Source organism: Stenotrophomonas sp. YJH_SMC_29 (assembly GCF_059371235.1).
The window spans coordinates 24,572-47,871 of sequence record NZ_JCAFUK010000017.1 but is presented as its reverse complement, the minus strand read 5'-3'; the positions used below and the strand labels follow the sequence as shown (position 1 = coordinate 47,871).

The window sequence follows — 23,300 nt, the reverse complement described above, 5'->3', positions numbered from 1 at the left end:
TGCGGACTCCTTGCGAAAACAGGACGTGGGGGAGTGGAAGGGGCCGGGCGCCGCGCGCCCGGAATGTCAGGCCTAGAAGTCGTACTGCAGGCGGCCGGTGACCGCGCGCGTGCGGTCCACCGTGACCCCGGCCAGGCGGTCGCGGTTGCGGCTTTCGATCACGTTGAGCATGAAGCGCAGGTTGTCGCGCAGGTACCAGTTGCCACCCAGCGTCCACGCCTCAGTGCTGCCACGGCGCAGGTCCGGCGCGCCGTCGAGGTGCTGTGCGCCCCACATCTGGTCGTAGCGCAGCGCCACTTCGAAGGCCCCGGCCTTGTGGCGGATGTCCTTCACCCGCGCGAAGCGGCCGGTCTTGCGGTCGTAGGCGCGGCTTTCGCCGGTGACGAACCAGCTGAGCATGCCGTAGGCAGCCATCACGTCGCCGCGCTGGGCGCCGTCATCGAAGGTGGCGCCGCTGAACTCGCCCTGCCACGACAGCGGGCCGCGCACCTGCGCGTATTCCAGCGACCACTTGTTGACGTCGGTATCGCGGCCGGCGGAGAAGTCGACCAGGGTCAGGCGGCTCTCGTCGGACAGGTGCCCGGCCGGGCGCGGACGGATGCGCAGGCCGGGCACGCCGTTGGCGCCGGGGTTGTCATACGCCTCGCGGGCCAGCGACAGGCCCAGGTGCAGTACGTCCCCGTCGCTGGGCGAGGGCGACCAGGTGACGCGGCCACCGGCCGCACGGCCCTTCACCTGCCAGGCGTCGATGCTCTCCAGGCTGTAGACGCTGGCTGCCCAGGTGAAGTCGCCGGGGTTGGCCTGCCACGAGGCACCCAGGCGGTACAGCGGGGCCAGCGTGGTGCCGGCGTTGCCGCGCTCCAGGAAGGTGCCGTAGTTGGAACTGGTACGGTCATCCAGCGAGAAGTACTGCTTGAACTGGCCCACGGTCAGCTTGCCGGCCTTGCCGAAGCTGCGGGCCAGGTACACGTCCTTGGCCTCGACGCGGTCGCCGGAGAAGTCGGCTTCCAGCTTGTAGTCGACCACGAAGAACTTGCCCGACACATCGACCCAGGCACGGCGGATCTCGGTGTCGTCCTTGTTCGGGGTACCGCGGTTGTCGTTGTCGAAGCTGGCAAAGTCCAGGTGCAGGCGGCCACCGAGGGTGGCGGTGACCGGACGGTCGTCTTCGGCAGCGAAGGCCGGCGCCGACAGGGCAGCCAGCGCCATCATGGCGACAGGACGCCGCCAGGCAAACGTGAATTCCACAAACCCTCCCAGGTGCGCGCCAGGCGCGCGGCAATCGTGGGCACCGGACGGTGCGCGGCCGCAGTCTGGGTCGGGCAAGCTGTCATCGTCCTGTCAACGGTTTGTGCAGTGCAGCGTAAAACCGGCCGCTGTACTCACTGGGCCACGCCCGGCAAGCGCGATGGCGGCATGCGGTAGCATTCGTTTCCCCTCCCACACCTGTGCCCATGCGCCTGCTGCTGGTCGAAGACAATCCGGACCTGGCCGATGCGATCATCCGCCGGATGCGCCGCAGCGGGCACGCGGTGGACTGGCAGGCCGACGGACTGGCCGCGGCCAGCGTGCTGCGCTACCAGAACTTCGACCTGGTGGTGCTGGATATCGGCCTGCCCAAGCTCGACGGCCTGCGCGTGCTGGCCGGCATGCGCGAGCGTGGCGACAGCACGCCGGTGCTGATGCTGACCGCGCGTGACGGCATCGAGGATCGCGTGCAGGCGCTGGATGTCGGCGCCGACGACTACCTGGGCAAGCCCTTCGATTTCCGCGAGTTCGAAGCGCGCTGCCGCGTGCTGCTGCGGCGCGCGCGTGGCCAGGCCAGCGAAGTGGTGCAGATCGGCGGCTTCCAGTTCGACAATGCGGCGCACCGGGTCAGCCTCGACGGTGAGCCGATCGAACTGCCCAACCGCGAGTACCGCCTGCTGGAGATCCTGGTGGGTCGCCTTGGCCAGGTGGTGGGCAAGGACGAGATCGGCAACGGCCTGTTCGGCTTCGACGACGAGGCCGGACCGAATGCGATCGAGCTGTATGTGGGGCGGCTGCGCAGGAAGCTGGCAGGCGCGCCGCTGCGCATTACCACCGTGCGCGGCGTGGGGTATCTGCTGGAAGCCAGTGATGGCGTTGCCGATGCAGACGGCTGACACGCGCGCCGCCAACATGGCGCCGGGGTCGTTGCGGCGTACCCTGCTGCTCTACCTCGGCGCGCTGCTGGCCGTGTTCGCGGTGGCGCTGCTGTTTGCCGCACGCGATTATGGCCAGCGTGCCGCCAACCGATCCTACGATCACCTGCTGGTGTCCTCGGCACTGTCCATCGCCGATTCGGTGGCCCTGGTCGATGGCCACTGGCAGGTCGACCTGCCGTACGCAGCGTTGGACCTGCTGGCAATGGCCCCGGAAGACCGCGTGTTCTATCGGGTCGCCGACAGCCGCGGCACGCTGATCACCGGCTACGGCGACCTGCCGGCGCCGCCGCGCCGGCCCGGTACGCAGCCGCAGCTGTTCGATGCAGCTTACAGCGGTGAAACCGTGCGCTTCGTGGTGGTCGGCCGCAGCTTCGCCGCAGCCTCGGCGCAGGGCGAGGTACAGGTGCAGGTCGGCCAGACCCGGCGCGCGCGTGAAGCCGTCGCGCAGGACATGGTCAACCGCGCACTGCTGGCGATCGGCGTGCTGTCCGGGCTGCTGCTGGCACTGGTGGCGTTCGGCGTGCATCGCGCATTCCGGCCGCTGGTGCGGGTGGAGCGCGAGCTGTCGCGCCGCGAGCCCTCCGACCTGAAGCCGCTGGACGCCCGCGTGCCGCGCGAGATGGACCAGATGGTGGCCGCGTTGAACCGCTTCATGGAACGCCTGTCCAGCAGCAACGAGACACTGCGCGCCTTCATGGCCGAGGCCGCACACCAGATGCGCACGCCGCTGGCCGCGCTGCGCGCGCAGGCGCAACTGGCGCTGGATGACGATGATCCAGAGGACATGCGGCGCAGCCTGCAGGCGATCGAGCGCAACGCCACGCACATGAGCCGGCTGCTCAACCAGCTGCTCAGCGATGCCAGCGTGATCCATCGTTCGCACCTGCAGCGCTTTGCGGCGGTGGACCTGGCCGAGACAGTGCACCAGGCGTTGCATGAAGCACTGCCGCAGGCCGGCCCGGCACCGCGCGTGCAGTTGGCGATGACCGCCGAGCCGGTGCAGGTGCACGGTGATGCGCTGCTGCTGCGCGAGGCGATCAAGAACCTGGTGGACAACGCACTGAAGTATGGCGGCGACGGCCCGTTGCAGATCGCGTTGACCGTGGAGGGCGGGCAGGCCGTGCTGACCATCGCCGACCATGGCGCTGGCATCGCCGCGGCCGATGCCGAGCGCGTGTTCGAGCGCTTCGCGCGCGGTGAGGGCGCGCCGTCCGGTGGTGCCGGGCTTGGCCTGGCCATCGTCAAGCGCGTGGTCGACAGCCATGGCGGCCGCATCGACCTCAGCAACCGCCCGCAGGGTGGACTGATCGCCACCATCCGCCTGCCCCGGAGCCGCGCATGATCCGCCTGTTCGCCATCGCCGTTGCCCTGCTGCTGGCCCTGCCGGTGCTGGCCGCGCCGGGTGAGGTGCGCCGCTTCCCGGCACAGGCAAGAACCACCGCGCAGCTGCGCATCCACGGTACGACCGATATCGAAGTGTTCGCAGTGGTCATCGCCGACTACCAGCGCCTGCACCCGGGTACCGAGGTGGTGTACGAGGACATCATCACCCAGGACCTGTACGCGCGGTACCTGCACGACCGTACGGGACCGGCCTCGCCGGACCTGCTGATCTCCAGCGGCATGGACCTGCAGACCAAGCTGGTCAACGATGGCCACGCGCTGCCGCACCGCTCGGCGCAGACCGCCGCGTTGCCGGCCTGGGCGCAGTGGCGCAGCGAGGCGTTCGGGATCAGCTATGAGCCGGTGGTGATGGTGTACAACACCCGCGCGCTGCCGGTGGCGCAGGTACCGCACACGCGCCGCCAGCTGCTCGACCGGCTGCGCGCCGAGGGCGCACCGCTGCGCGGCAAGGTCGGCACCTATGACATCGAGCGCAGCAGTGTCGGCTACCTGCTGGCGACCCAGGATGCGCAGCGCGGCAGCATTGCCGGTGCGCTGCTGGGCGCACTCGGCGACAACGATGTGGTGCGCGAGGAGCGCACCGGCGTGCTGCTGGACAGGGTGGCCAGCGGCCAGCTGTCGCTGGCCTACAACGTGCTTGGCTCCTACGCACAGGCCCGCATCGACGCAGGCGCGCCCCTGGGCATCATCGAACCCGAGGACTACACGCTGGTGGTGCTGCGCACCGCGGTGATTCCGCGTACCGGCCCGCATCCGGAGGAGGCGCGGCGTTTCCTCGACTACCTGCTGTCGCCGCGTGGCCAGCAGGTGCTGTCGCGGGAAGCGCGCCTGATGCCGATCGTGACCGGTAATGCGCGTGGCGACCATGCGCCTGGGCGCAGCCGCCGCCCGATCCAGCTGGGCCCAGGCCTGCTGGTGTACCTGGATGCGCTCAAGCGCCGCCAGTTCCTCGATGCCTGGCGCAGCAGCGTCGAGCCGGCCGGGCGCTGACGCGGCGACCTGCCCGTACAATGGCGGCATGAGCGAATACACCATCCTGATCGCCGATGACCACCCGCTGCTGCGTTCGGCGGTGGTGCAGTCACTGCGGCAGAGCCTGCCGCTGGCGCAGGTGCGCGAGGTGGCCAGTGCCGATGCGTTGGCCGAGGCGCTCGACGCACAGCCGGACGTGGACCTGGTGCTGCTCGACCTGACCATGCCTGGCGCCCATGGCTTTTCCGCGCTGCTGCACGTGCGTGGCTCGCATCCGGACATCCCGGTGGTGATCCTCTCGTCCAACGACCACCCGCGGGTGATCCGCCGCGCCCAGCAGTTCGGCGCGGCCGGTTTCATCCCGAAGTCGGCCCCTGCCGAAACCATCGGCGAGGCCGTGCAGGCCGTGCTCGACGGCGGCCTGTGGTTCCCGGCGATGGCCGCCGAGCGCTCGGAGGCCGACGCGTTGCTGGCCAGCCGCCTGGCCCAGCTGACCCCGCAGCAGTTCCGCGTGCTGCTGTGCCTGGCCGATGGCCTGCTCAACAAGCAGATCGCCTACGAGCTGGGCCTGGCCGAGAACACGGTGAAGGTGCACGTCACTGCCATCCTGAAGAAACTCGAATGCCATAGCCGCACGCAGGCAGCGGTGCTGGTGAAGGCGCTGGAACCGGAAGGCGACGCGCGGGCAGGGATGGACGGCTGACCCGGGTGGGCCGCACGGCCCCCCCGGTGGTGTCCGGAACCTTCGGAGCGGTTGAATGAACGGCGCCGGGGCGAAAACGGAATGTGACGTGTCAGTTGCCGCTGATCGCGCGCAGTGCCGGATCGGTCGAAAAGATGAATCTGTTCTCGTATCCCATCCTGGAGTCCTCAGACGCGTCAGCGTAGCTGTAGGTCGGGGCGGCTGCATCCGACGCAAACCTGCGGCTCCAAGTTTCATGACCGGCGAGGCTTCCGCTCCGGACAAGACCGATGCAGATGCTCAGGCCGCATGAAAAACCTTCAAGTACACCTTCCTGAGCCATCGCACGTTCAAGTGCTGACCGATAGTGGCGGGTCAGGTCCTGCACCTCGGGGCTGGATGCCGCCTCCTCTGACAGGCGTTTGATGTCGGGCGCTGAAGGTCTGTCAGCGATGCACCCCGCGCAGCACAGGCAGAAGAGCAGCGCTGTGATGTGATGGCGGCCTCGGAGGAGGGCGATGGATGGGTAAGGGCAGGGCATGCGGAATCCTCGGCCGTAGGCTGTGGCTGTCTTCAGTACGGTCTGTCGATCAGCCGAATGCGGGAATCTTCCGTTCCTCGGTGGCGCTGGTCAGTCAGGAGACTGCCCTTTCTCTGCTCGGAATCTCCCCTTGCCTGCCTATCGACGCGGGGCATTCCTTCCCACCCAGAGATGGTGTGCGAAGACGTCTGGGGTTCGGTAGGGCATCTGCGAAGGGCACCGCCTCTCGCGCCGTGGCACGGCGGCGCGCGCGGCGGAGTCGTCCTATCCCCGATGCCGCAACAGCAACTGCGTCATCAGGGCCCGCAACGCAGGCGGTCGCACGGGCTTGTGCAGGAAGCCCCAGCCGTGTTCGGCGGCATGCGCCTTCAGGACCTCATCACGCTCGGCGGTCACCAGGATCACCGGCGGCCGTGCCTTCCACAGCGTGCACAGCGCTTCATACAGGTCCGGCCCGTGCCATTGCCCCATGCGCACGTCCAGCAGCAGCAACTGCGGCACGTTCAAGGCGCTGGCGATTTCCAGGGCGCCCTGCGGGCCGTCGGCGAGCTCCACCTGGCAACCCCAGCGTTCCAGCAACGCGCGGGTCGCTGCACAGACGTGGGGATCGTCGTCGATGCTCCACACCCGGCATTGGCGCAGCGGGCTGTCGTCGGCGGGTTCGCTCGCCACGACCGGCGCTGCGGTGGTTGCCACCACATCGTCGGCGCGCCCGAGTGCCACGCTCACGGCGAACACGCTGCCCCTGCCCAGGGTCGAGCGCAGGCTGATGCGGTGGCCGAGCAGGCGGCCGATGCGTTCGACGATGGCCAGGCCCAGGCCGGCGCCACGTTCCTGTTCCACGCCATCGTTCAGGCGACGGAACTCTTCGAAGATCTCTCCCTGCAGGCTTTCCGGAATGCCGGGCCCTTGGTCGTGCACTTCGATGCGCAGCTGGTCGCCTGCGCGACGGCAGCCGATCAGCACGCGCCCACGTGGCGTGTAGCGCAGCGCGTTGGAGAGGAAGTTCTGCAGGATACGGCGCAGCAGCGCTTCATCGCTGACCACCACCGCGCGGGTGTCCACCCAGTCCAGTTGCAGGCCGCGGCTCTGAGCAGCGATACCGAACTCGCGTGCCAGGGTTTCCAGCAGCGGTGAAATCGCGAACGCGCGCACGCGGACCTGCAGCGATCCTGATTCCAGGCGCGAGATATCCAGCAGGCTGTTGAGGATCGCATCCTGCGCGGCCAACGCAGCGTCGATATGGTCGGCGGTCTGCTGCTGCGCCGGGTCGCCCAGCTTGCCGCGCAGTACCGAGACGAACATGCGCGCTGCATTGAGCGGCTGCAGCAGGTCGTGCACGGCCGAGGCGACGAATCGCGTCTTGTAGCGGTTGGCCTGCTCGGCCTCGCGGCGAGCTTCGTCCAGGTCGCGGGTGCGCTCGGCGATGCGGTGTTCCAGCGCATCGGCCAGCGAGCGCAGTTCACGCGCGGCGTTCTTGTAGCTGGTGATGTCGGCATAGCTGGTGACGAAGCCGCCGTCGGGCAGCGGGTTGCCGCGGATTTCCAACACCGTGCCGTCGTCTTTTTCGCTCTCGCGCATGTGTGGGCGGCCGCTGCGCAGGTGATTCAGGCGGCGCTCGATGGCTTCGTCCACCGGACCGGGGCCGAGCAGGCCGCGACGGGCGTTGAAGCGGAACAGTTCCTCGATCGGGCGGCCGACCCGCACCAGCTCCGGGGGGAACCGGAACAGTTCCAGATAGCGCGAGTTCCACGCGACCAGGCGCAGTTCCCGGTCGATCACCACCACGCCCTGCGGCAGGTGCTCGAGGCTGCGGCTGAGGCCGCTGTCGGCCTCGGTGGCCGCCTGCAGCAGGCCATCCTGCGCGGTGCGCAGTTCCTGTGCATGTTGCTTGAGCAGGGTTTCCAGCTCGCGGCGGCTGCGCAGGCGATGTTTGGCCAGGCGCCGTCGCTGCTGCACGAACAGCGTCAGGAAGCCCAGCGCAAGCCAGGCTGCGCCGCCGGCCAGCGCGGCATCGCGTCCTGCACCGCTGGCCGCCCCTGCATCGTGCAGCAGGTGCAGGTTCCAGCCTTCCACGGGCAGCGGCAGGGTCTGCCACAGCATGGGCTGCGCCAGCGCCGGGTCCAGCAGCCGCACCATGCGCCCGCCGTCGGCCAGCAGGTCTTCGGTGCGCGCGCGCAGCGGTTGCAGTGATCGATCGGCGTACTGGCGGCTGTCGAGCATTTCGCGGCGCTCGATGTCCCCGAGCGGGCGCAGCAGCCGGTAGCGCCAGCTGTCACGGTTGGCGAGGAAGACCACGTCGTGGTCGTCGCTGGCCAGCACCACGTCCGGACTGCTCAACCATTCCTGCTCCAGTGCGGACAGTTCGACCTTGATCACCACCACCCCGAGCCGCTTGCCGCCTTCCTCGATCGCCTGGGACAGGTAGTAGCCGGGCACGCCGGTGGTCATGCCGATGCCGTAGAAGCGTCCACGGCCCTGGGCCAGGGCCTGGCGATAATAGGGCCGGTAGCTGTAGTTCTCGCCAACGTTGCTGGTCGGCTGGTCCCAGTTGCTGGCAGCCACCGCCACGCCATCGTGGCCGACCAGGGTCAGTGTGGACGTGCGGGTGACTTCGTTGGCGCGCTGCAGCTTGAGGTTCAGCCGCTGCCGTTCGGCGGGGGAGGGGGGCACGCGCAGCGCCTGCAGCAGGTCCGGATCCAGCGCGAGCACCTGCGGCAGGGTGCCGAAACGGTCGATGCGCTGTTGCAGGCCCTGGCCATACAGCTGCAGCTGGCGCTGCACCTGGGCGCTCTCACTGGCCAGCGCCTGGCGCCACGCATAGTGGCCGGCCGCAATCGCGCACAGCACGGTGCCACCGACCATCACCAGCAGGGTCAGCAGCAGCATCCGGTGGCGTCTGAGCCAGTACATGGCGGCAGTCTACGCAGGGCCGGCGGGCGTGGCGTGCACGCCCGCCGGGGTCTGACGTGGAAGGGGTCAGAAGTGCATCTGCGCGCGCAGTTCGAAGATCTCCGGGGTGCTGTGCACGCCACGACGGCTGGCGTCGACCTTCACGTAGTTGGCCTGGAACTTGAAGTGGCTGGTCAGGTACCAGTTCGCGCCCAGCGTCAGGTCGTGCTGACGGCCGCCGAGGATGCTGCCATCGTCCAGGTCGAGACGGCTGTATCGGGCCAGCAGTTCGACCGCGCCGTAGTTGTGCGCCGGCTTGATGTTGGCCACCGCGCCAGCGTTGTACGGGCGCGACTCGCCGGTCAGCACCCAGCTGGCCATCGCGTACTGGCCGCTGCCGGTGTAGTCCGGCTTGCCGTCATGGCGGGTGACCGTGGCGCGCAGCGCTTCGGCCTGCAGCGAGAACGGGCCACGGATCCAGATGCCTTCCAGGCCGGTGCGGCGGATCTGGTCGGCGGTGACCAGCGCGCCGGAGTCGACGTAGCGGATGTCGGTCAGGCCGGCTTCCGGGCGCGCACGCAGGCGCGCGCTGGCCTCATGGTGCACGTCGCGGCCATCGCTGTAGCCACGCGGGTTTTCCTGCGAGTAGGCCAGGCCCAGGTGGATCACATCACCCGGTGCCTTGACCGGCGTCCACACCGCACGCACGGCCTGGGTCGTGCCGGGATTGTCGCCTTGCAGGTCCTTGCCACCATAGGCGCCGGCCTGCAGCAGGTACTGCGGCCGTTCCAGCACCCACTCCACACCGGTACGGCGGCCTTCGTAGAAGGCCTGCACCGGCAGCGAGGTCTCCAGGAAGCTGCCGGCACGCGAGGAGGTGTTCGCATCCAGGCCGACCGGGGTCTTCATGTAGCCGAAGCGGAAGCGGCCGACGTCACGGCCGAACAAGGCCTTGCTTTCGAAGCGCACGAACACGTCCAGCCAGGTGTCGGCCTGGAAGTCGTAGTACACCATCGCGTCGTAGACGCCCTTCTTTTTCAGCGTCGCGCCGAATTCCTTGCGGCGCACGGCATCGTCGTCTTCCAGGCCACTGGCCGAGGAGAAGTCGTTGTAGTCGTAGGCGATGTTGGCGGTGGCCGCCAGCTCGGTGCCATCGCCGAAGGTGTACTTGGTCGGCCAGTTGTCGAAGTCGGCAGCGGAGGCGAAGGCGGGAAGGGCGGCCAGCGACAGGGCCAGCAGGGTGGGATTCGGGCGCATGTTGGGTGCGGCTCTCTCGGATTGCAGGTGGACAGGACATCAACGGCCGCGAGGGCCGGAACTTTCGCAAAGACATGCCCAGCGGTTCAGCCCGGGCCACCAGGCTCCCCGGGATCGGGCGGTGCGGCGCCAGTGTAGGCACCCGTGCCACCTGAACCGGGGGGCTAGTACCAATAGGTTATCTGCGCTGGCGTGCCCGGCGCGTACAAAGGCGTCCATTGGTCTCAGCGTTGCGCGTGCCGTGCAGGCGCTGCGATCAGTTTCCACGGTAACGGTTCCCGTGCAGTCCCGGGGCCGTACGTGCCTGAAAACGCCCCTTCCGGAGTCCGCCATGCACATCCCGACCGCAGCCCCGGCGCCTGCAAAGCCGTTGCCGATCTATCGCCAGCTGTACTTCCAGGTGATCGTGGCGATCGTCCTGGGCGCCATCCTCGGCCATTACGAACCGCTGATCGGCGAAAAGATGAAGCCGCTGGGCGATGCCTTCATCAACCTGGTGAAAATGATCATCGCGCCGGTGATCTTCCTCACCATCGTCACCGGCATCGCCAGCATGACCCACCTGCGCACGGTGGGCCGGGTGTTCGCCAAGGCGATGGCGTACTTCCTGTTCTTCTCCACGCTGGCGCTGATCGTCGGCATGATCGTGGCGCACGTGGTGCAGCCCGGCGCCGGCATGAACATCAACCCGGCCGAGCTGGACCAGACCGCGGTGCACAGCTACGTCGAGAAGTCGCACGACCTGACCCTGGTCGGGTTCCTGATGGACATCATCCCGAAGACGCTGCTCAGCGCCTTCGTCGACGGCAACATCCTGCAGGTGCTGTTCGTGGCCGTGCTGTTCGGCATCGCGCTGGCGATGGTGGGCGAGAAGGGCAAGCCGGTGCTCAACTTCCTGGAGGCGCTGGTCGCCCCGGTGTTCAAGCTGGTGCACATCCTGATGAAGGCGGCCCCGATCGGCGCCTTTGGTGCGATCGCCTTCACCATCGGCAAGTACGGCGTCGGTTCGCTGATCAACCTGGCCTGGCTGGTGGGCTCGTTCTACCTCACCGCGTTCCTGTTCGTGGCGGTGATCCTGGGCCTGGTCTGCCGCCTGTGCGGATTCTCGGTGTTCAAGCTGGCCCGTTACCTGAAGGCCGAACTGCTGCTGGTGCTGGGCACCTCCTCCTCGGAGTCGGCGCTGCCGTCGCTGATGGAGAAGATGGAACGCGCCGGCTGCAGCAAGTCGGTGGTGGGCCTGGTGGTGCCGACCGGTTACTCGTTCAACCTGGACGGTACCAACATCTACATGACCCTGGCGGCGCTGTTCATCGCCCAGGCCACCAATACCGAACTGACCCTGGGCCACCAGATCGCCCTGCTGCTGGTCGCCATGCTCAGCTCCAAGGGCGCGGCCGGCGTCACCGGTGCCGGCTTCATCACCCTGGCCGCCACCCTGGCGGTGGTGCCGGAAGTGCCGGTGGCCGGCATGGCGCTGATCCTGGGCGTGGACCGCTTCATGAGCGAATGCCGCTCGCTCACCAACTTCATCGGCAATGCCGTGGCCACCGTGGTGGTCTCGCGCTGGGAAGGCGCGCTGGACCGCAACCGCCTGCAGCTGGCGCTGGATGGCCGCGAAAGCGAGCTGCCGCCGCCGGTCGATGCACTGCCCGAGGCGCTGCCGGCCAAGGGCTGATCCAGGTGTGTGGTACCGCGGGGCCGGCCACGACAGTGGGGCGGCCCCGCGGCGTTTCAGGGCGTCCCATGGCTGTCATGGGCAGCGCCGATGCTGGTCTGGGCTCCGGTCGCATACGGCACGGAATTGTGCGGTCGCAGCATGGTTGCGACAGGATAGCGACAGGTCCAGACGCTCCAACGGGGGTATGATCCCCTGTCCCTTCTGCCCATTCATGTAACCCACATCGATGTCCAACGAAGATTTCAAACAGGCCGCCCTCGATTACCACCGGATGTCCCCGCCGGGAAAGATCAAGGTTTCCGCTACCAAGCCCATGCTGACCCAGCGCGACCTGTCGCTGGCGTATTCGCCGGGCGTGGCGTATGCCTGTGAAGCGATCAAGGCCGACCCGCAGCAGGCCAGCGAGCTGACCGCCCGCGGCAACCTGGTGGCGGTGATCTCCAACGGCACTGCGGTGCTGGGCCTGGGCAACATCGGCGCGCTGGCCGGCAAGCCGGTGATGGAAGGCAAGGGCGTGCTGTTCCAGAAGTTCGCCGGCATCGATGTGTTCGACATCGAAGTGGATGAAACCGACCCGGACAAGCTGGTCGACATCATCGCCTCGCTGGAGCCGACCTTCGGCGGCATCAACCTGGAAGACATCAAGGCGCCGGAGTGCTTCGTGGTCGAGCGCAAGCTGCGCGAGCGCATGAAGATCCCGGTGTTCCATGACGACCAGCACGGCACGGCGATCATCGTCGGCGCGGCGGTGCTCAACGCTATGGCGATCACCGGCAAGAAGATCGAGGAAGTGAAGCTGGCGACCACGGGCATGGGCGCGGCCGGCATTTCCTGCGTGAACATGCTGGTGCAGCTGGGCCTGAAGCCGGAGAACATCCTGGCCTTCGATCGCGAGGGCGTGATCCACACCGGCCGTACCGACCTGGACCCGGAAAAGCAGCGCTATGCGCGTGACACCGACAAGCGCACCCTGGCCGAGATCGTCGACGGCGCGGACATCTTCCTCGGCCTGTCGGCGCCGGGCATCCTGACCGCCGAGATGGTCAAGACCATGGCGCCGGACCCGGTGATCTTCGCCCTGGCCAACCCGACCCCGGAAATCATGCCGGAGGTGGCGCGCGCCGCGCGTCCGGACGCGATCATCGGCACTGGCCGTTCGGATTACCCGAACCAGGTCAACAACGTGCTGTGCTTCCCGTACCTGTTCCGTGGCGCGCTGGACGTGGGCGCCACCGCGATCAACGAGGAAATGAAGATCGCCTGCGTGCGTGCGATCGCCGCGCTGGCCCGCCGTGCCGCCACCGACATGGGCTCGGCCTACGGTGGCGAGACGCCGAGCTTCGGCCGTGAATACCTGATCCCGCGCCCGTTCGACCGCCGCCTGCTGGTGGAACTGTCGGCCGCCGTGGCCCAGGCCGCGATGGACTCGGGCGTGGCCTCGCGCCCGATCGACGACATGGGCGCCTACCGCGACAAGCTGGCCCAGTTCGTCTACCGCACCAGCCTGATGATGAAGCCGGTCTACGACCGCGCGCGCAGCGACAAGCAGCGCGTGGTGTACGCCGAAGGCGAAGAGGAAGTGGTGCTGCAGGCGGTGCAGAACGTGGTCGATGACGGCCTGGCGCACCCGATCCTGATCGGCCGCCCGGAAGTGATCGAGTCGCGCATCGAGCGCCTCGGCCTGCGCCTGAAGATCGGCGAGAACGTTGAAGTCACCAACATCAACGATGACCCGCGTTTCAACGAATACTGGCAGTACTACCACGGCCTGACCGGCCGCCGCGGCGTGACCGTGGCCGCGGCGAAGAACCTGATGCGTTCGCGCCCGACCCTGATCGCCGCAGTGATGGTCGCCCGTGGCGAAGCCGATGCGATGCTGACCGGCATCGTCGGCCGCTTCCACAAGAAGCTGGGCTACGTGCGCAGCGTGTTGCCGCTGGAGCCGAAGGTCACCTCGACCTCGGCGATGACCGGCGTGATCAACCAGCAGGGCGTGTTCTTCTTCGTCGATACCCACGTGCAGGAAGACCCCACCGCCGAGCAGCTGTGCGAAGCGACCCTGCAGGCGGCCTACCGCATGAAGCTGTTCGGCATCGAGCCGAAGGTGGCGCTGCTGTCGCACTCCAACTTCGGCAGCCATGATTCGAAGGATGCGCTGAAGATGCGCCAGGTGCGTGAACTGCTGCTCAAGCGCAACCCGCGTCTGAACGTGGATGGCGAAATGCAGGGTGACACCGCGTGGGATGAAGCGCTGCGCCAGAAGCTGCTGCCGGGCTCGACCCTGCAGGGCCGCGCCAACCTGTTCGTGCTGCCGAACCTGGAAGCGGCCAACATTGCCTACAACCTGGTGCGCGTGTTCACCGATGGCGTGGCGATCGGCCCGATCCTGATGGGCGTGAACAAGCCGGTGCACATCCTGACCACCAGCGCGACCTCGCGCCGGATCCTGAACATGACCGCGATTGCCGCAGTCGATGCGCAGATCAGGAAGCAGCTGGAAGCGGAAAAGAAGGCATAAGCCTTCTTTCCGGTTCGATCTGCAGAAACGCGCCCTACGGGGCGCGTTTCTGTTTACGCAAAGCGGACACGGGTAGTGCCGGCCGCTGGCCGGCAACCGCAATGATGTCCAGGCACGCGACGGCAGCCGGCCAGCGGCCGGCTCTACCCCGGTCTGTGCCACACGCGCTACGCCGCCCGGTCATTTCCCTGCAACGCCGTTGCGGCCCAATACGCCCACGCGGCCCGGCCGTGGGAAGGGACCGGACCGGCCTTCCCACCCTGGGCCTGACCAACTTCTCATGGGCGAGGGTGTCATGCGCAATCGACTGACGCGGCGGTACTTCCAGCAGCTGTTCGCGCTGTACGCCGGTTTCGTGCAGTCGCGCTGAGGCGTAGGCGACGGCGCCGGGCAATGCCCGGCGAACCGGTGGTACGTGGGCGTCAGCGCCGCTTGCCGCGGCGTGCAGGCGCCGGCGGCGGTGCATCCGAACGCGGCTTGGCGTACTGCGCCCACAGCGCCGGCAGCGCCTTGCCGGTGTGCTTCTGCCACAGTGCCGGTGCATAGCGACCGTCGCGCAGGGCCGTGTCCAGTGCCAGCACCAGGCCCGGGTGTTCGGCGTCGGCCCACTTCAGAAACGCGCCGGTGACCCGGTAGCCGCTGTCGAAGTTCTGCCCTTTCTCGACCTTGCCCGGCAGTGCCCATCCGGCAGCGGCGTTATCCATGCCGTAGCGGTCGCGCGCGTAGTCGGCGATGCCTTCCACCAGCCAGCCCGGCACCCGCGCATCGCCATAGCCCGGGTAGCCCTGCACGATGTGCATGGCTTCATGGGTGACCAGGTCGATGTCGTTGGGATGCTGCGCCAACCAGCCGGGGTTGATGGTGATCGTCGCCGCCTGGTCCTTGTCACCGACGAAAGCGATGCCGGTGTAGCCCGGATCGATCACGATGCGCACCATCGCCGGCGCGGCCGGGTGGAAGTCCGCACGTTCGCGCAGGTAGGCGAAGTAGAACGTATCGATGATCCGCTTGCGCTGCGGCGCGGCCAGGGCACCCCGGGCGTCCTGGTAGTTCAGCGTGACGCCGTCGCGGCTCAGCTGCGCGTCGAAGGCCTGGGTCTGGCCGAAGCTGGGGAAGGAAAGGGCAACAAGGGCCAGGGGCAACAGACGGTAGCGCATGGGGTTCATTGTACGGCGCTGGGCGCCAACAGTTCGATCTCCGCCAGCGGCAGCCGGCCGGGGGCGGCCAGGCGCAGCCGGTACGCGTCGTAGCGGCCTGGCCGGGCGATGCGGAACGGACGGGTCTGGCGGGCAGACTCGAAGGCTTCGCCGCTGCGCTGGTCGAGCACGGTCCAGCGGCCGTTGCCGTTGCGCGCTTCCAGCGTCCATTCACCGCCCTGGATGCGGCCGTCACCGCTGGTGAGGGTGTACATCGTCGGCGTGCCGTCGCCCAGGCCGGTCAGCGTGATCGTTGCGCCGCCACCCAGGCCCACGCTGGTGGCCGCATCATCATCGACCAGCGCCGGCAGCGCGCGGCCATCGGCCAACGCCGCCTTCGCGCCGCTGCCGAGCAGGTCGTGCAGCAGTTGCGGGCGCTGGCCGCGCGCGGTCAACGAGCGCGGCACGTCATCGGCGCCGCTGCCCCAGCGCGACGGTTGCGGGCCCATCTCGAAGTCCAGCGTCGCGCCCTTGGCGATCAGCTCGTGCGGCACCCAGGTCTTCGTCCACGGCGTGCCGTTGATCTTCAGTGACTGCACGTAGACGTTCTCGCGCGAGTTGTTGGCCGCGTTCACGGTCAGCACCGCGCCGCCCTGCAGCTCCACCCGCGCGTGGCGGAAGGCCGGCGATCCGATCACGTACTCCGGGGCGCCCATGCGCAGCGGGTACAGGCCCAGCGACGCCAGCACGTACCACGCCGAGGTCTCGCCGTTGTCCTCGTCGCCCGGGTAGCCCTGGCCGATCTCGCTGCCGACGTACAGCCGCGACAGGATCTCGCGCACGTGCTGCTGGGTCTTCCATGGCTGCCCGGCGTACAGGTACATCCACGGAATGTGGTGCGCCGGCTGGTTGCTGTGCGCGTACATGCCCATGCGCACATCGCGCGCTTCGGTCATCTCGTGGATGGTGCCGCCGTAGGACCCGGCGAACGCAGGGTCGGCGGTTTCCGGCGTGGCAAAGAAGGTATCCAGCTTCGCCGCCAGCTTGTCGCGGCCACCGTACAGCGCGGCCAGGCCTTCACCATCGTGGGCAGCGGTGAAGGCGAAGGTCCAGCCGTTGGATTCGGTGTAGTCATGGCCCCACACGCGCGGGTCGTAATCCTTGGCGTCCACGCGCCACTGGCCATCGGCGTTGCGGCCCTGGAAGAAGCCGGCGGCCGGATCGAACATCGTCGCGTAGCTGGCGGCGCGATAGCGGAAGTACTCAGCCTCGGTGCGGTAGCGCTCGCGTGCGGCCGGCGTGGCCACGCGCCTGGCCAGCGCATCGGCCATGTTGGCGATACCGAAGTCATTGAGCGCGCCTTCCATCGTCCACGACATGCCTTCGTGCACGTCCGCGCTGGCGTAGCCACGGAAGGTCGAACGGTCCATGCCCTTGCGGCCGACATGGCGATCGGGCGGGACCACGGTCGCGTTCTTCAGCGCGGCGGCGTAGGCCTCGGCCGGATCGAAGCCACCGATGCCCTTCAGCCAGGCATCGGCGAAGGCCACGTCCGAGCTGGTGCCGACCATCAGGTCGGCGTAGCCCGGCGACGACCAGCGCGCGATCCAGCCGCCGGCGCGGTACTGCTCGATGAAGCCCTGCACCATCTGCCCGGCATCGTCGGGCGTGAACAGGGCATACGCCGGCCAGGTGGTGCGGAAGGTGTCCCAGAAGCCGTTGTTGACGAACACCTTGCCATCGCGCACGCCGGTGAAGCTGCGGTTCGCGCTGCCCTCGGTGTTGTCGTCGCTGGCGCTGGCCTGGTTGGCGTAACGCCAGTCCGGCGCGGCCGCGCTGCCGGCGTTCTCATGCCCGGAATTGGGATACAGGTACAGCCGGTACAGGCTGGAGTACAGCGTGGTCTTCTGGTCGTCGCTGGCATCGCCGATGTCGAAGCGGGCCAGGCGTGCGTCCCACGCATCCTGCGCGCGTCCGGCCACGCTCTCCAGCGTGTCGGTTGAAGCGATTTCCAGCGCCAGGTTGTGCCGCGCCTGCTCCACCGAGATCAGCGAGGTGGCGATGCGCATCGTCACCCGCCGGTCGCTGCCGGCATCGAACTTGATGTAGCCGGTCGGGCGCCCGGTGTCGATGCGACCGCTGCTGCGCCAGGGCCTGTCGAAGCTGGCCACCACGTACATGCGGCTGGCGCCGTTGGACAGGCCGCTGCGCGTATCGGTGTAGCCGCTGAGGGTCTGCGTCGCCGGGTCCAGGCTCAGGCCACCGCGCGCATCGACATTGTCGAACAGCAGGTTGGCATCGCCACCCTCGGGAAACTCGAAACGGAACAGCGCGGCATGATCGGTCGGCGCGATGGCAGCAGCGATGCCATTGTCGAAGCGCACGTCATAGCGATACGGGCGCGCGCTTTCATGGCGGCGGTCGAACGACAGCGCACGTTTGCGGCGGTCGGCGTCCGGCACGCCACGGCTGGCCGAAGGCATCACCTGGAAGGTCTGGCGGTCACCCATCCACGGGCTGGGCTGGTGGCTCAGTGCAAGGGCCTGCAGCTGCGGGCGGTTCTGTGCATCGTTCTGCTCGTTCCAGCGGTACAGCCAGTTCAGCGCGCCGGCGTCGGTCACCGGGGTCCAGAAGTTGAACCCGTGCGGCACCGCCGTGGCCGGGAAATTGTTGCCGCGCGAGAACGTGCCATTGGCCTGGGTGCCGCGGGTGGTCAGCACCCAGTCGGAGACGCGCTGTGGCTGCTGCCTCGGCACTGCGTCCAGGCGTACGTCGTCGATCCAGCCGGAGACCGGTGCACCTTCGGCACTGGCCACCTCCAGCTCGATCGCCACCACGCGGCGGCCTTTCAGTGCGGGCACCTCGCCCAGCCGCACCGCCTTGCGTGCCCACTGCTGCGGGTACAGCGTCTTCGACTCGCCCTGCGCACGCGCGCCGATCGCCACGCCATGCTGGTCGCGCGCTGCACCGGCCGATACGCGGCTGCCGTCGTCCAGCAGCAGGTCCAGCGAGACATACGTCGAGGCCACGCTGTCGCCGCCGACGATTTCCGGCAGCACCAGCCACGACAGCGTGGTATCGGCCTCGATCGGCAGGTCGGTCCTGAACAGTTCGCGCCGCGCGCTGCCGCCCTCGCTGCTGTAGTGCAGCGCATGCAGGCCGCTGTAGCCGGCGTTGCGCTTGGCGGTGTAGGGCGCGGCCGGGCCATTGCCGATCGTGACCTGCAGTGCGCCGGCGGCCTGTGTCGGGGCCGGTTCGCCCGGTTCGAACGAGGTCTGCAGCCCCTGTGCCAGCACCGGCATCGCAGTGGTCGCACAGGCCAGGGCCAGGGCGAGCGGAAGCAGGGCGCGGCGTGGATCGGACAGGGTCATACAAGAGTCTCCCGGAAGGGCTGGCGGCGGGTAGCACCCGCATCGGCGGACACCACGGGCAGCATCGCTCCGCCCGCCAGGATGGCAGTGGAAGAGGCGATGCCGGTCCGGTGGGGGCGGGCCATGCGATCGGGTCGGAGTGAGCAGGTCGGTGGTGACCTGGGCCGATCCTGCAACAGACGCCGCGCGCTGACAAGTGCCATTTAGTTCGATCCAAATGCGGGAAATATCGTCGGGACCGATTCTGGCCGGCGAACCTGCCGCAACCCCCGCGTGAATCGAGCGGGTACAGCGGCCCGGCGCGCAGGGGGCGCTGCGAAGGACCGCCCGCCGCGCGCAATGGCCCGTTGCGGCGCAATGTCGGCGCGGCCCAGATGCTAGAATCACAGGCCTCGCAACCCGTTCATCGACATCCGCCATGAGCCATACCGCCACCGCGCCCGCCAACGCCGAGAAGCGCTACACCGTGCACCGCAGCGATCTGCCGCTGAGCTGCCCGACCCCGGAAATGGCGCTGTGGAACTCGCATCCGCGGGTGTACCTGCCGATCGAAGACGAACCCAACGGCGAAGCGCAGTGCCCCTACTGCGGTTCCGTGTTCGTGCTGGCCGACTAAACGGCGGCCCTTTCGATGCGCCGATTGACCGTGGTGCAGTTGCTGCCGGCGCTGCACTCCGGCGGTGTCGAGCGCTCGACCCTGGAAATCGCTGCGGCCCTGGTCGCCGCAGGCCATCGCGCGCTGGTGGTGTCTGCCGGCGGCCGCCTGGTGCAGCCGCTGCTGGACAGCGGTGCCGAGCACCTCACCCTGGACATTGGCCGCAAGTCGCTCCTGACCCTGCGCCATCTGCCGACCCTGCGTCGGCTGTTTGCCGAGGTGGGCGCGGATATCGTGCATGCCCGATCGCGGCTGCCGGCGTGGCTGGGCCTTTATGCGATCCGTGCCCTGCCTGCCGCGCAGCGCCCGCATTGGGTGACCACCGTGCACGGGTTGAATTCGCCCAGCCGCTACAGCGCGGTGATGACCAGCGGCGAACGCGTGATCTGCGTGTCCAATACCGTGCGCGCCTACGTGCAGCGCCACTACCCGACGGTGCCGGAAGACAACCTGCAGGTCATACCGCGGGGTGTGGATGTCGGCCAGTTCCCACGCGTGGCGCGCGCCGACCGCCGCCCGCGGCTGACCCTGGCGGCCGATTACCCCTGGCTGGCGCAGGTGCACGGCCCGCTGCTGCTGCTGCCGGGGCGCGGCACCCGGCTGAAGGGCCACGCCCACGCGTTGCAGCTGCTGGCCGATGTGCGTGCCGCCGGCGTGCCTGCCCAGCTGTGGATGCTGGGCACCGACGAACCCGGGCGCGAGGCCTACGTGGCCGACCTGCGCCGCCAGGCTGCGGCCCTGGGCGTAACCGAGGCGCTGCACATCAGCACGCCAACCGCACGTATCGCACAGGCCTACGCCGCCAGCGATCTGGTGCTGCAGCTGTCGGACAAACCGGAAGCGTTTGGCCGCACCGTGGTCGAGGCGCTGTCGGTCGGCCGCCCGGTGCTGGGCTGGAGCCACGGCGGCGTCGGCGAACTGCTGCAGCAGCTGCAGCCCAGCGGTGCGGTACCGCTCGGCGACGCGCGCGCACTGGGTGAACGTGCGCTGGCCCTGCTGGCGCAGCCGCCGTCCTTGCCGACCCGTATCCCGTTTACCCTGCAGGCCATGCAGCGCGATACGCTCCGCCTCTATGCCGACCTCGCCGGCTGACCCTTCCGTCCTGGTGCGCGACGACCGCGCCGGGCGCTGGGCACCCTGGTGGGTGCTCGCGTACGTGGCGATGTGGCCGTTGCCGGGCATCGCCGAAACCGTGCTCGGACTGGGCGCGCTGTACGCTGCCGCGCGCATGGTGATGCGCCGGCTGCAGCGCCGCCCGCACCTGTTGAGCACGGCAGCCTGGGCGCTGACCTCGATCCTGTTCCTCGGCTACTGGCTGCCGCAGGCGTTCTCGGCCTTCGACGCCATCGATCCTTCCGCTTCGTGGACCAAGGCCGCCGCTGGCCTGCGCTACCTGCCCTTCATGTGGCTGGTGGCGATCGCAGTGGCCACACCGGAGCGGCGGCGGCTGACCTTTGGCGGGCTGGCGCTGATCACCGGCGCGTGGACGCTGGACGCGCTGGTGCAGGCGCTGGCCGGCACCAGCCCCTGGTTCTGGTCGCTGGAACACCTGAAGCTGGCCGTGAGTGGCCACGCGCTGTGCCCGGCCGACGAAGCCGCGCTGGCCGACCGCCTCAGTGGCGCGCTCGGGCCGTGCAACCTGAAGTTCGGCCAGGTGCTGGCCAGCCTGTCACCGTTCCTGCTGCTGCCGATGGCACGGCGGTTTGGCAATGCGGGTTGGCTGCTGGCTGCCGCCGCACTGGGGTGCGTGCTGCTGCTGGCCGGTTCGCGTGCCTCGTGGATCACCTTTGTGCTGGTGCTGGCCTACAGCGGCGTGCGCCAGTTCGGCGGGAAGCGGCTGCTGCTGCTGGCCCTGCTGGCGGCGCTGGGCGCTGCCGCGCTGACCGCGGGCGCGCCGCAGCTGCGCGAACGGGTTGCGCGTACGGCCCAGGCCTGGAACGAAGATGGGCAGGGGGTCGACCAGGCACTCTCGGGGCGTGCCCGCATCTGGAAGGCGGCCGTGTGCATGATCGAGGAACATCCGGTCAACGGCGTCGGTGCGCGTGGCTTCCGCGATGCATATCCGGCGTGCGTCGCCGAGGATGGCCCGGCAGTGTGGGGCCATCAACCGGCATTGCACGCCCACCAGATCGTGCTGGAAATCCTTGCCGAGACCGGCGTGCTGGGCCTGCTGCTGTGGCTGGCGGCGGTGGCGCAGGCCTGGCGGGCCTGGCGGTACGCTCCGGCAGCCGCGCGCGACCGCGCCCGGCCGGCGATGCTGGCGCTGGCGGTGACGGTGTTCCCGCTCAACACGCACCTGGCGTTCTACTCCGCGTTCTGGGGGGGGCTGACCGTGCTGCTGGCTGCGTTGTTTGCCGGCAGCCTGCTGGCGCGCGACGCGGACGACACGCCGACGGTGGTGTGATCGTCTATCCACGCATGGCGTGGCGCGACTGCCCGTACCGAACGGAGCGCGCTTTGGTAGATCCGCGCCCTGCGTGGATGGCGCTTTCCCGACGCAACTGCCGGTCAACCACCACTACCGGCGTTTCCCTGCGTATCGCACGCTGGAGGCATGGCCAGCCCCAGACTTCGCTACGGTCGGTATTCCCGATCCGGCAACGTGTACTCATTGACCACAGCAACCCTAGGCCGCGAACCGTTGTTCGCCGATGCGGCAAACGTGGCGATCCTGATCGACACACTGCGCTTCGTAGAGCGCAAGGGCTTCAGCCACAGCCTGGCCTGGGTGGTCATGCCCGACCATCTGCACTGGCTGATGGAGCTGCACGGAGGAACCCTGGCCGAGTGCATGGCCCTGCTCAAATCACGCAGCAGCCGTCTGTTGAACCGGCGATTGGAGCGACAAGGGCCGCTGTGGCAGCACGGTTACCACGATCACGCCGTACGCAGCGATGAATCCCTTCATGAGAAGGCGATGTACATCCTGGCAATCCGGTCCGTGCGGGCCTGGCCAGCACGCTGGGTGAGTACCCACACGCATGGTGCCGTTGGCCGTTGTAGGTGCCGGCACCCGGATGTAGAGCATCCACGCATGGCGTGGATCAAGCTGCACATGAAACCATCCCGCCCCACCGTTATTTGTAGAAATCACTCCGGCCGCCGGGCTGGCGCTTGAAGCGGCGGTGGATCCACAGGTACTGGTCGGGAGCCTCGCGCACCATCGCTTCGATGGCCTGGTTGACCCGGGTGGTATCGGCCTCCACATCCTCGCTGGGGAAGTTCTCCAGCGGTGCGCCGATCTTCAGGAAGTACTTTCCGCCTTCGCGGCGGTGGAAGTACGGAATCACCGCACAACCGGTCATGCGTGCCAGCTGATGGGTGGCGGTGATGGTTGAAGCGGTGTGGCCGAAGAACGGCACGAACACGGTGTCCTTGCCCCGCATGTCCTGGTCTGGCGCGTACCACAGGAAGCCGCCTTTCTTCAGGTGGCGCACGGTCGCGCGGATGTCCTCGTTGGCGAACATCGCCTTGGCATAGCGCAGGCGGCCGAACTTCACCGCCCACTCGTACACCGGGTTCTTGTGCTTGCGGTACATGCCGGAAAGATCGACGTAGTCGCACAGCAGGCGTCCGCACATCTCCAGGGTCATGAAGTGGCCGGACACCAGCAGCACCCCGCGGCCCTCGGCCTGCATCTGCCGCAGGTGTTCCAGGCCTTCGATCCGCACCTGCGGGCGGATGCGGTCGATGCTGCCCCACCAGGCACGGATGCACTCGAACACGCCCACGCCCAGCGCGTCGAAACTGTCGCGCACCAGGCGCTGGCGCCACGCTTCGTCCTTCTCGGGGAAGCACAGCTGCAGGTTGACCTCGGCGGCGCGGCGGCGGCTGCCGAGCAGGCGCCAGGTGATCCAGCCGACGCCCCGACCCAGCGCGCGCTGCAGCAGCCACGGCAGGCGGGCGATGGCGAAGGCGCCGAACATGGCGGCGAACATCGGCCAGTTGCGCGGATCGCGCAGCGACGGGCGGACGGCGGTGGTGGCATCGGACATTGCGGCATTCTAC

The 23,300-nt window shown here is 68.4% G+C and carries 16 protein-coding genes and 1 pseudogene; 10 read left to right on the top strand and 7 right to left on the bottom strand.

Features of this window, described 5'->3' with window-relative positions:
* Positions 1 to 72: 72 nt before the first annotated feature.
* On the bottom strand, positions 73 to 1,212 hold the full coding sequence (locus AC5P9I_RS16890) for an OprO/OprP family phosphate-selective porin (protein ID WP_049469991.1): 1,140 nt from the start codon (positions 1,210 to 1,212) through the stop codon (positions 73 to 75).
* 242 nt (positions 1,213 to 1,454) lie between these two features.
* Between AC5P9I_RS16890 and AC5P9I_RS16885 the strand changes: the two genes are divergently transcribed.
* Genes AC5P9I_RS16885 through AC5P9I_RS16870 form a run of 4 tightly spaced genes read left to right on the top strand, consistent with a single transcriptional unit; the run spans position 1,455 to position 5,265 of the window.
* Positions 1,455 to 2,144, top strand: a complete 690-nt coding sequence (locus tag AC5P9I_RS16885; protein WP_049469990.1) for a response regulator transcription factor — start codon at positions 1,455 to 1,457, stop codon at positions 2,142 to 2,144.
* Positions 2,119 to 3,528 carry a sensor histidine kinase gene (locus AC5P9I_RS16880; protein WP_074726608.1) on the top strand — a complete coding sequence of 470 codons (1,410 nt, stop codon included), beginning with the start codon at positions 2,119 to 2,121 and terminating at the stop codon, positions 3,526 to 3,528. The genes AC5P9I_RS16885 and AC5P9I_RS16880 overlap by 26 nt, the downstream gene beginning before the upstream one ends.
* Entirely contained in the window at positions 3,525 to 4,580 is a 1,056-nt protein-coding gene (locus AC5P9I_RS16875) for an ABC transporter substrate-binding protein (RefSeq protein WP_130768670.1), read from the top strand. The genes AC5P9I_RS16880 and AC5P9I_RS16875 overlap by 4 nt, the downstream gene beginning before the upstream one ends.
* 28 nt (positions 4,581 to 4,608) lie before the next feature.
* Entirely contained in the window at positions 4,609 to 5,265 is a 657-nt protein-coding gene (locus tag AC5P9I_RS16870) for a response regulator (RefSeq protein WP_049469997.1), read from the top strand.
* A gap of 91 nt (positions 5,266 to 5,356) precedes the next feature.
* On the opposite strand, the gene AC5P9I_RS16865 is transcribed toward AC5P9I_RS16870, so the two are convergent.
* From AC5P9I_RS16865 to AC5P9I_RS16855, 3 genes are all read right to left on the bottom strand, one after another.
* Complete coding sequence (locus AC5P9I_RS16865) at positions 5,357 to 5,785, bottom strand: hypothetical protein (RefSeq protein WP_130768671.1); 429 nt, start codon at positions 5,783 to 5,785, stop codon at positions 5,357 to 5,359.
* Between the two features lie 264 nt (positions 5,786 to 6,049).
* Positions 6,050 to 8,698 carry a hybrid sensor histidine kinase/response regulator gene (locus AC5P9I_RS16860; protein WP_130768672.1) on the bottom strand — a complete coding sequence of 883 codons (2,649 nt, stop codon included), beginning with the start codon at positions 8,696 to 8,698 and terminating at the stop codon, positions 6,050 to 6,052.
* Between the two features lie 66 nt (positions 8,699 to 8,764).
* Positions 8,765 to 9,934 (bottom strand): OprO/OprP family phosphate-selective porin, encoded by a 1,170-nt coding sequence (locus AC5P9I_RS16855; protein WP_049469977.1) that lies wholly within the window; start codon positions 9,932 to 9,934, stop codon positions 8,765 to 8,767.
* A 331-nt stretch (positions 9,935 to 10,265) separates the two neighbouring features.
* Here AC5P9I_RS16855 and AC5P9I_RS16850 point away from each other — a divergent pair, with 331 nt between their 5' ends.
* Together AC5P9I_RS16850 and AC5P9I_RS16845 are read left to right on the top strand one after the other, a co-directional pair.
* Entirely contained in the window at positions 10,266 to 11,609 is a 1,344-nt protein-coding gene (locus AC5P9I_RS16850) for a dicarboxylate/amino acid:cation symporter (RefSeq protein ID WP_006468434.1), read from the top strand.
* 229 nt (positions 11,610 to 11,838) lie between these two features.
* Positions 11,839 to 14,130, top strand: coding sequence for an NADP-dependent malic enzyme (locus AC5P9I_RS16845; RefSeq protein WP_049469974.1), 2,292 nt, complete (start codon positions 11,839 to 11,841; stop codon positions 14,128 to 14,130).
* Positions 14,131 to 14,552: 422 nt separating this feature from the next.
* Here AC5P9I_RS16845 and AC5P9I_RS16840 read toward each other — a convergent pair whose 3' ends face one another.
* Positions 14,553 to 15,296: a basic secretory protein-like protein gene (locus tag AC5P9I_RS16840; protein ID WP_130768673.1), complete on the bottom strand. Its 744-nt coding sequence runs from the start codon at positions 15,294 to 15,296 to the stop codon at positions 14,553 to 14,555.
* Positions 15,293 to 18,637 carry a GH92 family glycosyl hydrolase gene (locus AC5P9I_RS16835; protein ID WP_130768674.1) on the bottom strand — a complete coding sequence of 1,115 codons (3,345 nt, stop codon included), beginning with the start codon at positions 18,635 to 18,637 and terminating at the stop codon, positions 15,293 to 15,295. Before AC5P9I_RS16835 ends, AC5P9I_RS16840 begins: the two co-directional genes overlap by 4 nt.
* A gap of 418 nt (positions 18,638 to 19,055) precedes the next feature.
* Between AC5P9I_RS16835 and AC5P9I_RS16830 the strand changes: the two genes are divergently transcribed.
* The 4 genes and pseudogenes from AC5P9I_RS16830 (at position 19,056) to AC5P9I_RS16815 (ending at position 22,295) form a co-directional block, all read left to right on the top strand.
* Positions 19,056 to 19,253 (top strand): zinc-finger domain-containing protein, encoded by a 198-nt coding sequence (locus AC5P9I_RS16830; RefSeq protein ID WP_005410967.1) that lies wholly within the window; start codon positions 19,056 to 19,058, stop codon positions 19,251 to 19,253.
* A gap of 15 nt (positions 19,254 to 19,268) precedes the next feature.
* A complete protein-coding gene (locus tag AC5P9I_RS16825; protein ID WP_130768675.1) occupies positions 19,269 to 20,384 on the top strand; it encodes a glycosyltransferase in 1,116 nt (371 codons plus the stop codon).
* The gene (locus AC5P9I_RS16820) at positions 20,365 to 21,696 is read left to right on the top strand and encodes an O-antigen ligase family protein (protein WP_057494586.1); all 1,332 of its coding nucleotides are present in this window, start codon (positions 20,365 to 20,367) and stop codon (positions 21,694 to 21,696) included. Before AC5P9I_RS16825 ends, AC5P9I_RS16820 begins: the two co-directional genes overlap by 20 nt.
* A gap of 150 nt (positions 21,697 to 21,846) precedes the next feature.
* Positions 21,847 to 22,295, top strand: a pseudogene (locus AC5P9I_RS16815) (REP-associated tyrosine transposase).
* A gap of 74 nt (positions 22,296 to 22,369) precedes the next feature.
* Here the strand turns inward: AC5P9I_RS16815 and AC5P9I_RS16810 are convergent.
* Positions 22,370 to 23,287 (bottom strand): LpxL/LpxP family Kdo(2)-lipid IV(A) lauroyl/palmitoleoyl acyltransferase, encoded by a 918-nt coding sequence (locus tag AC5P9I_RS16810; RefSeq protein ID WP_049469961.1) that lies wholly within the window; start codon positions 23,285 to 23,287, stop codon positions 22,370 to 22,372.
* Positions 23,288 to 23,300: the final 13 nt, after the last annotated feature.

Bases quoted from the DNA above. Each gene is read 5' to 3' on its own strand.
- AC5P9I_RS16860 (WP_130768672.1), bottom strand. From the start codon at position 8,698: ATGTACTGGCTCAGACGCCACCGGATGCTGCTGCTGACCCTGCTGGTG.
- AC5P9I_RS16855 (WP_049469977.1), bottom strand. From the start codon at position 9,934: ATGCGCCCGAATCCCACCCTGCTGGCCCTGTCGCTGGCCGCCCTTCCC.
- AC5P9I_RS16835 (WP_130768674.1), bottom strand. From the start codon at position 18,637: ATGACCCTGTCCGATCCACGCCGCGCCCTGCTTCCGCTCGCCCTGGCC.
- AC5P9I_RS16845 (WP_049469974.1), top strand. From the start codon at position 11,839: ATGTCCAACGAAGATTTCAAACAGGCCGCCCTCGATTACCACCGGATG.
- AC5P9I_RS16865 (WP_130768671.1), bottom strand. From the start codon at position 5,785: ATGCCCTGCCCTTACCCATCCATCGCCCTCCTCCGAGGCCGCCATCAC.
- AC5P9I_RS16825 (WP_130768675.1), top strand. From the start codon at position 19,269: ATGCGCCGATTGACCGTGGTGCAGTTGCTGCCGGCGCTGCACTCCGGC.
- AC5P9I_RS16880 (WP_074726608.1), top strand. From the start codon at position 2,119: ATGGCGTTGCCGATGCAGACGGCTGACACGCGCGCCGCCAACATGGCG.
- AC5P9I_RS16890 (WP_049469991.1), bottom strand. From the start codon at position 1,212: ATGATGGCGCTGGCTGCCCTGTCGGCGCCGGCCTTCGCTGCCGAAGAC.
- AC5P9I_RS16870 (WP_049469997.1), top strand. From the start codon at position 4,609: ATGAGCGAATACACCATCCTGATCGCCGATGACCACCCGCTGCTGCGT.
- AC5P9I_RS16830 (WP_005410967.1), top strand. From the start codon at position 19,056: ATGAGCCATACCGCCACCGCGCCCGCCAACGCCGAGAAGCGCTACACC.
- AC5P9I_RS16850 (WP_006468434.1), top strand. From the start codon at position 10,266: ATGCACATCCCGACCGCAGCCCCGGCGCCTGCAAAGCCGTTGCCGATC.
- AC5P9I_RS16840 (WP_130768673.1), bottom strand. From the start codon at position 15,296: ATGAACCCCATGCGCTACCGTCTGTTGCCCCTGGCCCTTGTTGCCCTT.
- AC5P9I_RS16820 (WP_057494586.1), top strand. From the start codon at position 20,365: ATGCCGACCTCGCCGGCTGACCCTTCCGTCCTGGTGCGCGACGACCGC.
- AC5P9I_RS16875 (WP_130768670.1), top strand. From the start codon at position 3,525: ATGATCCGCCTGTTCGCCATCGCCGTTGCCCTGCTGCTGGCCCTGCCG.
- AC5P9I_RS16810 (WP_049469961.1), bottom strand. From the start codon at position 23,287: ATGTCCGATGCCACCACCGCCGTCCGCCCGTCGCTGCGCGATCCGCGC.
- AC5P9I_RS16885 (WP_049469990.1), top strand. From the start codon at position 1,455: ATGCGCCTGCTGCTGGTCGAAGACAATCCGGACCTGGCCGATGCGATC.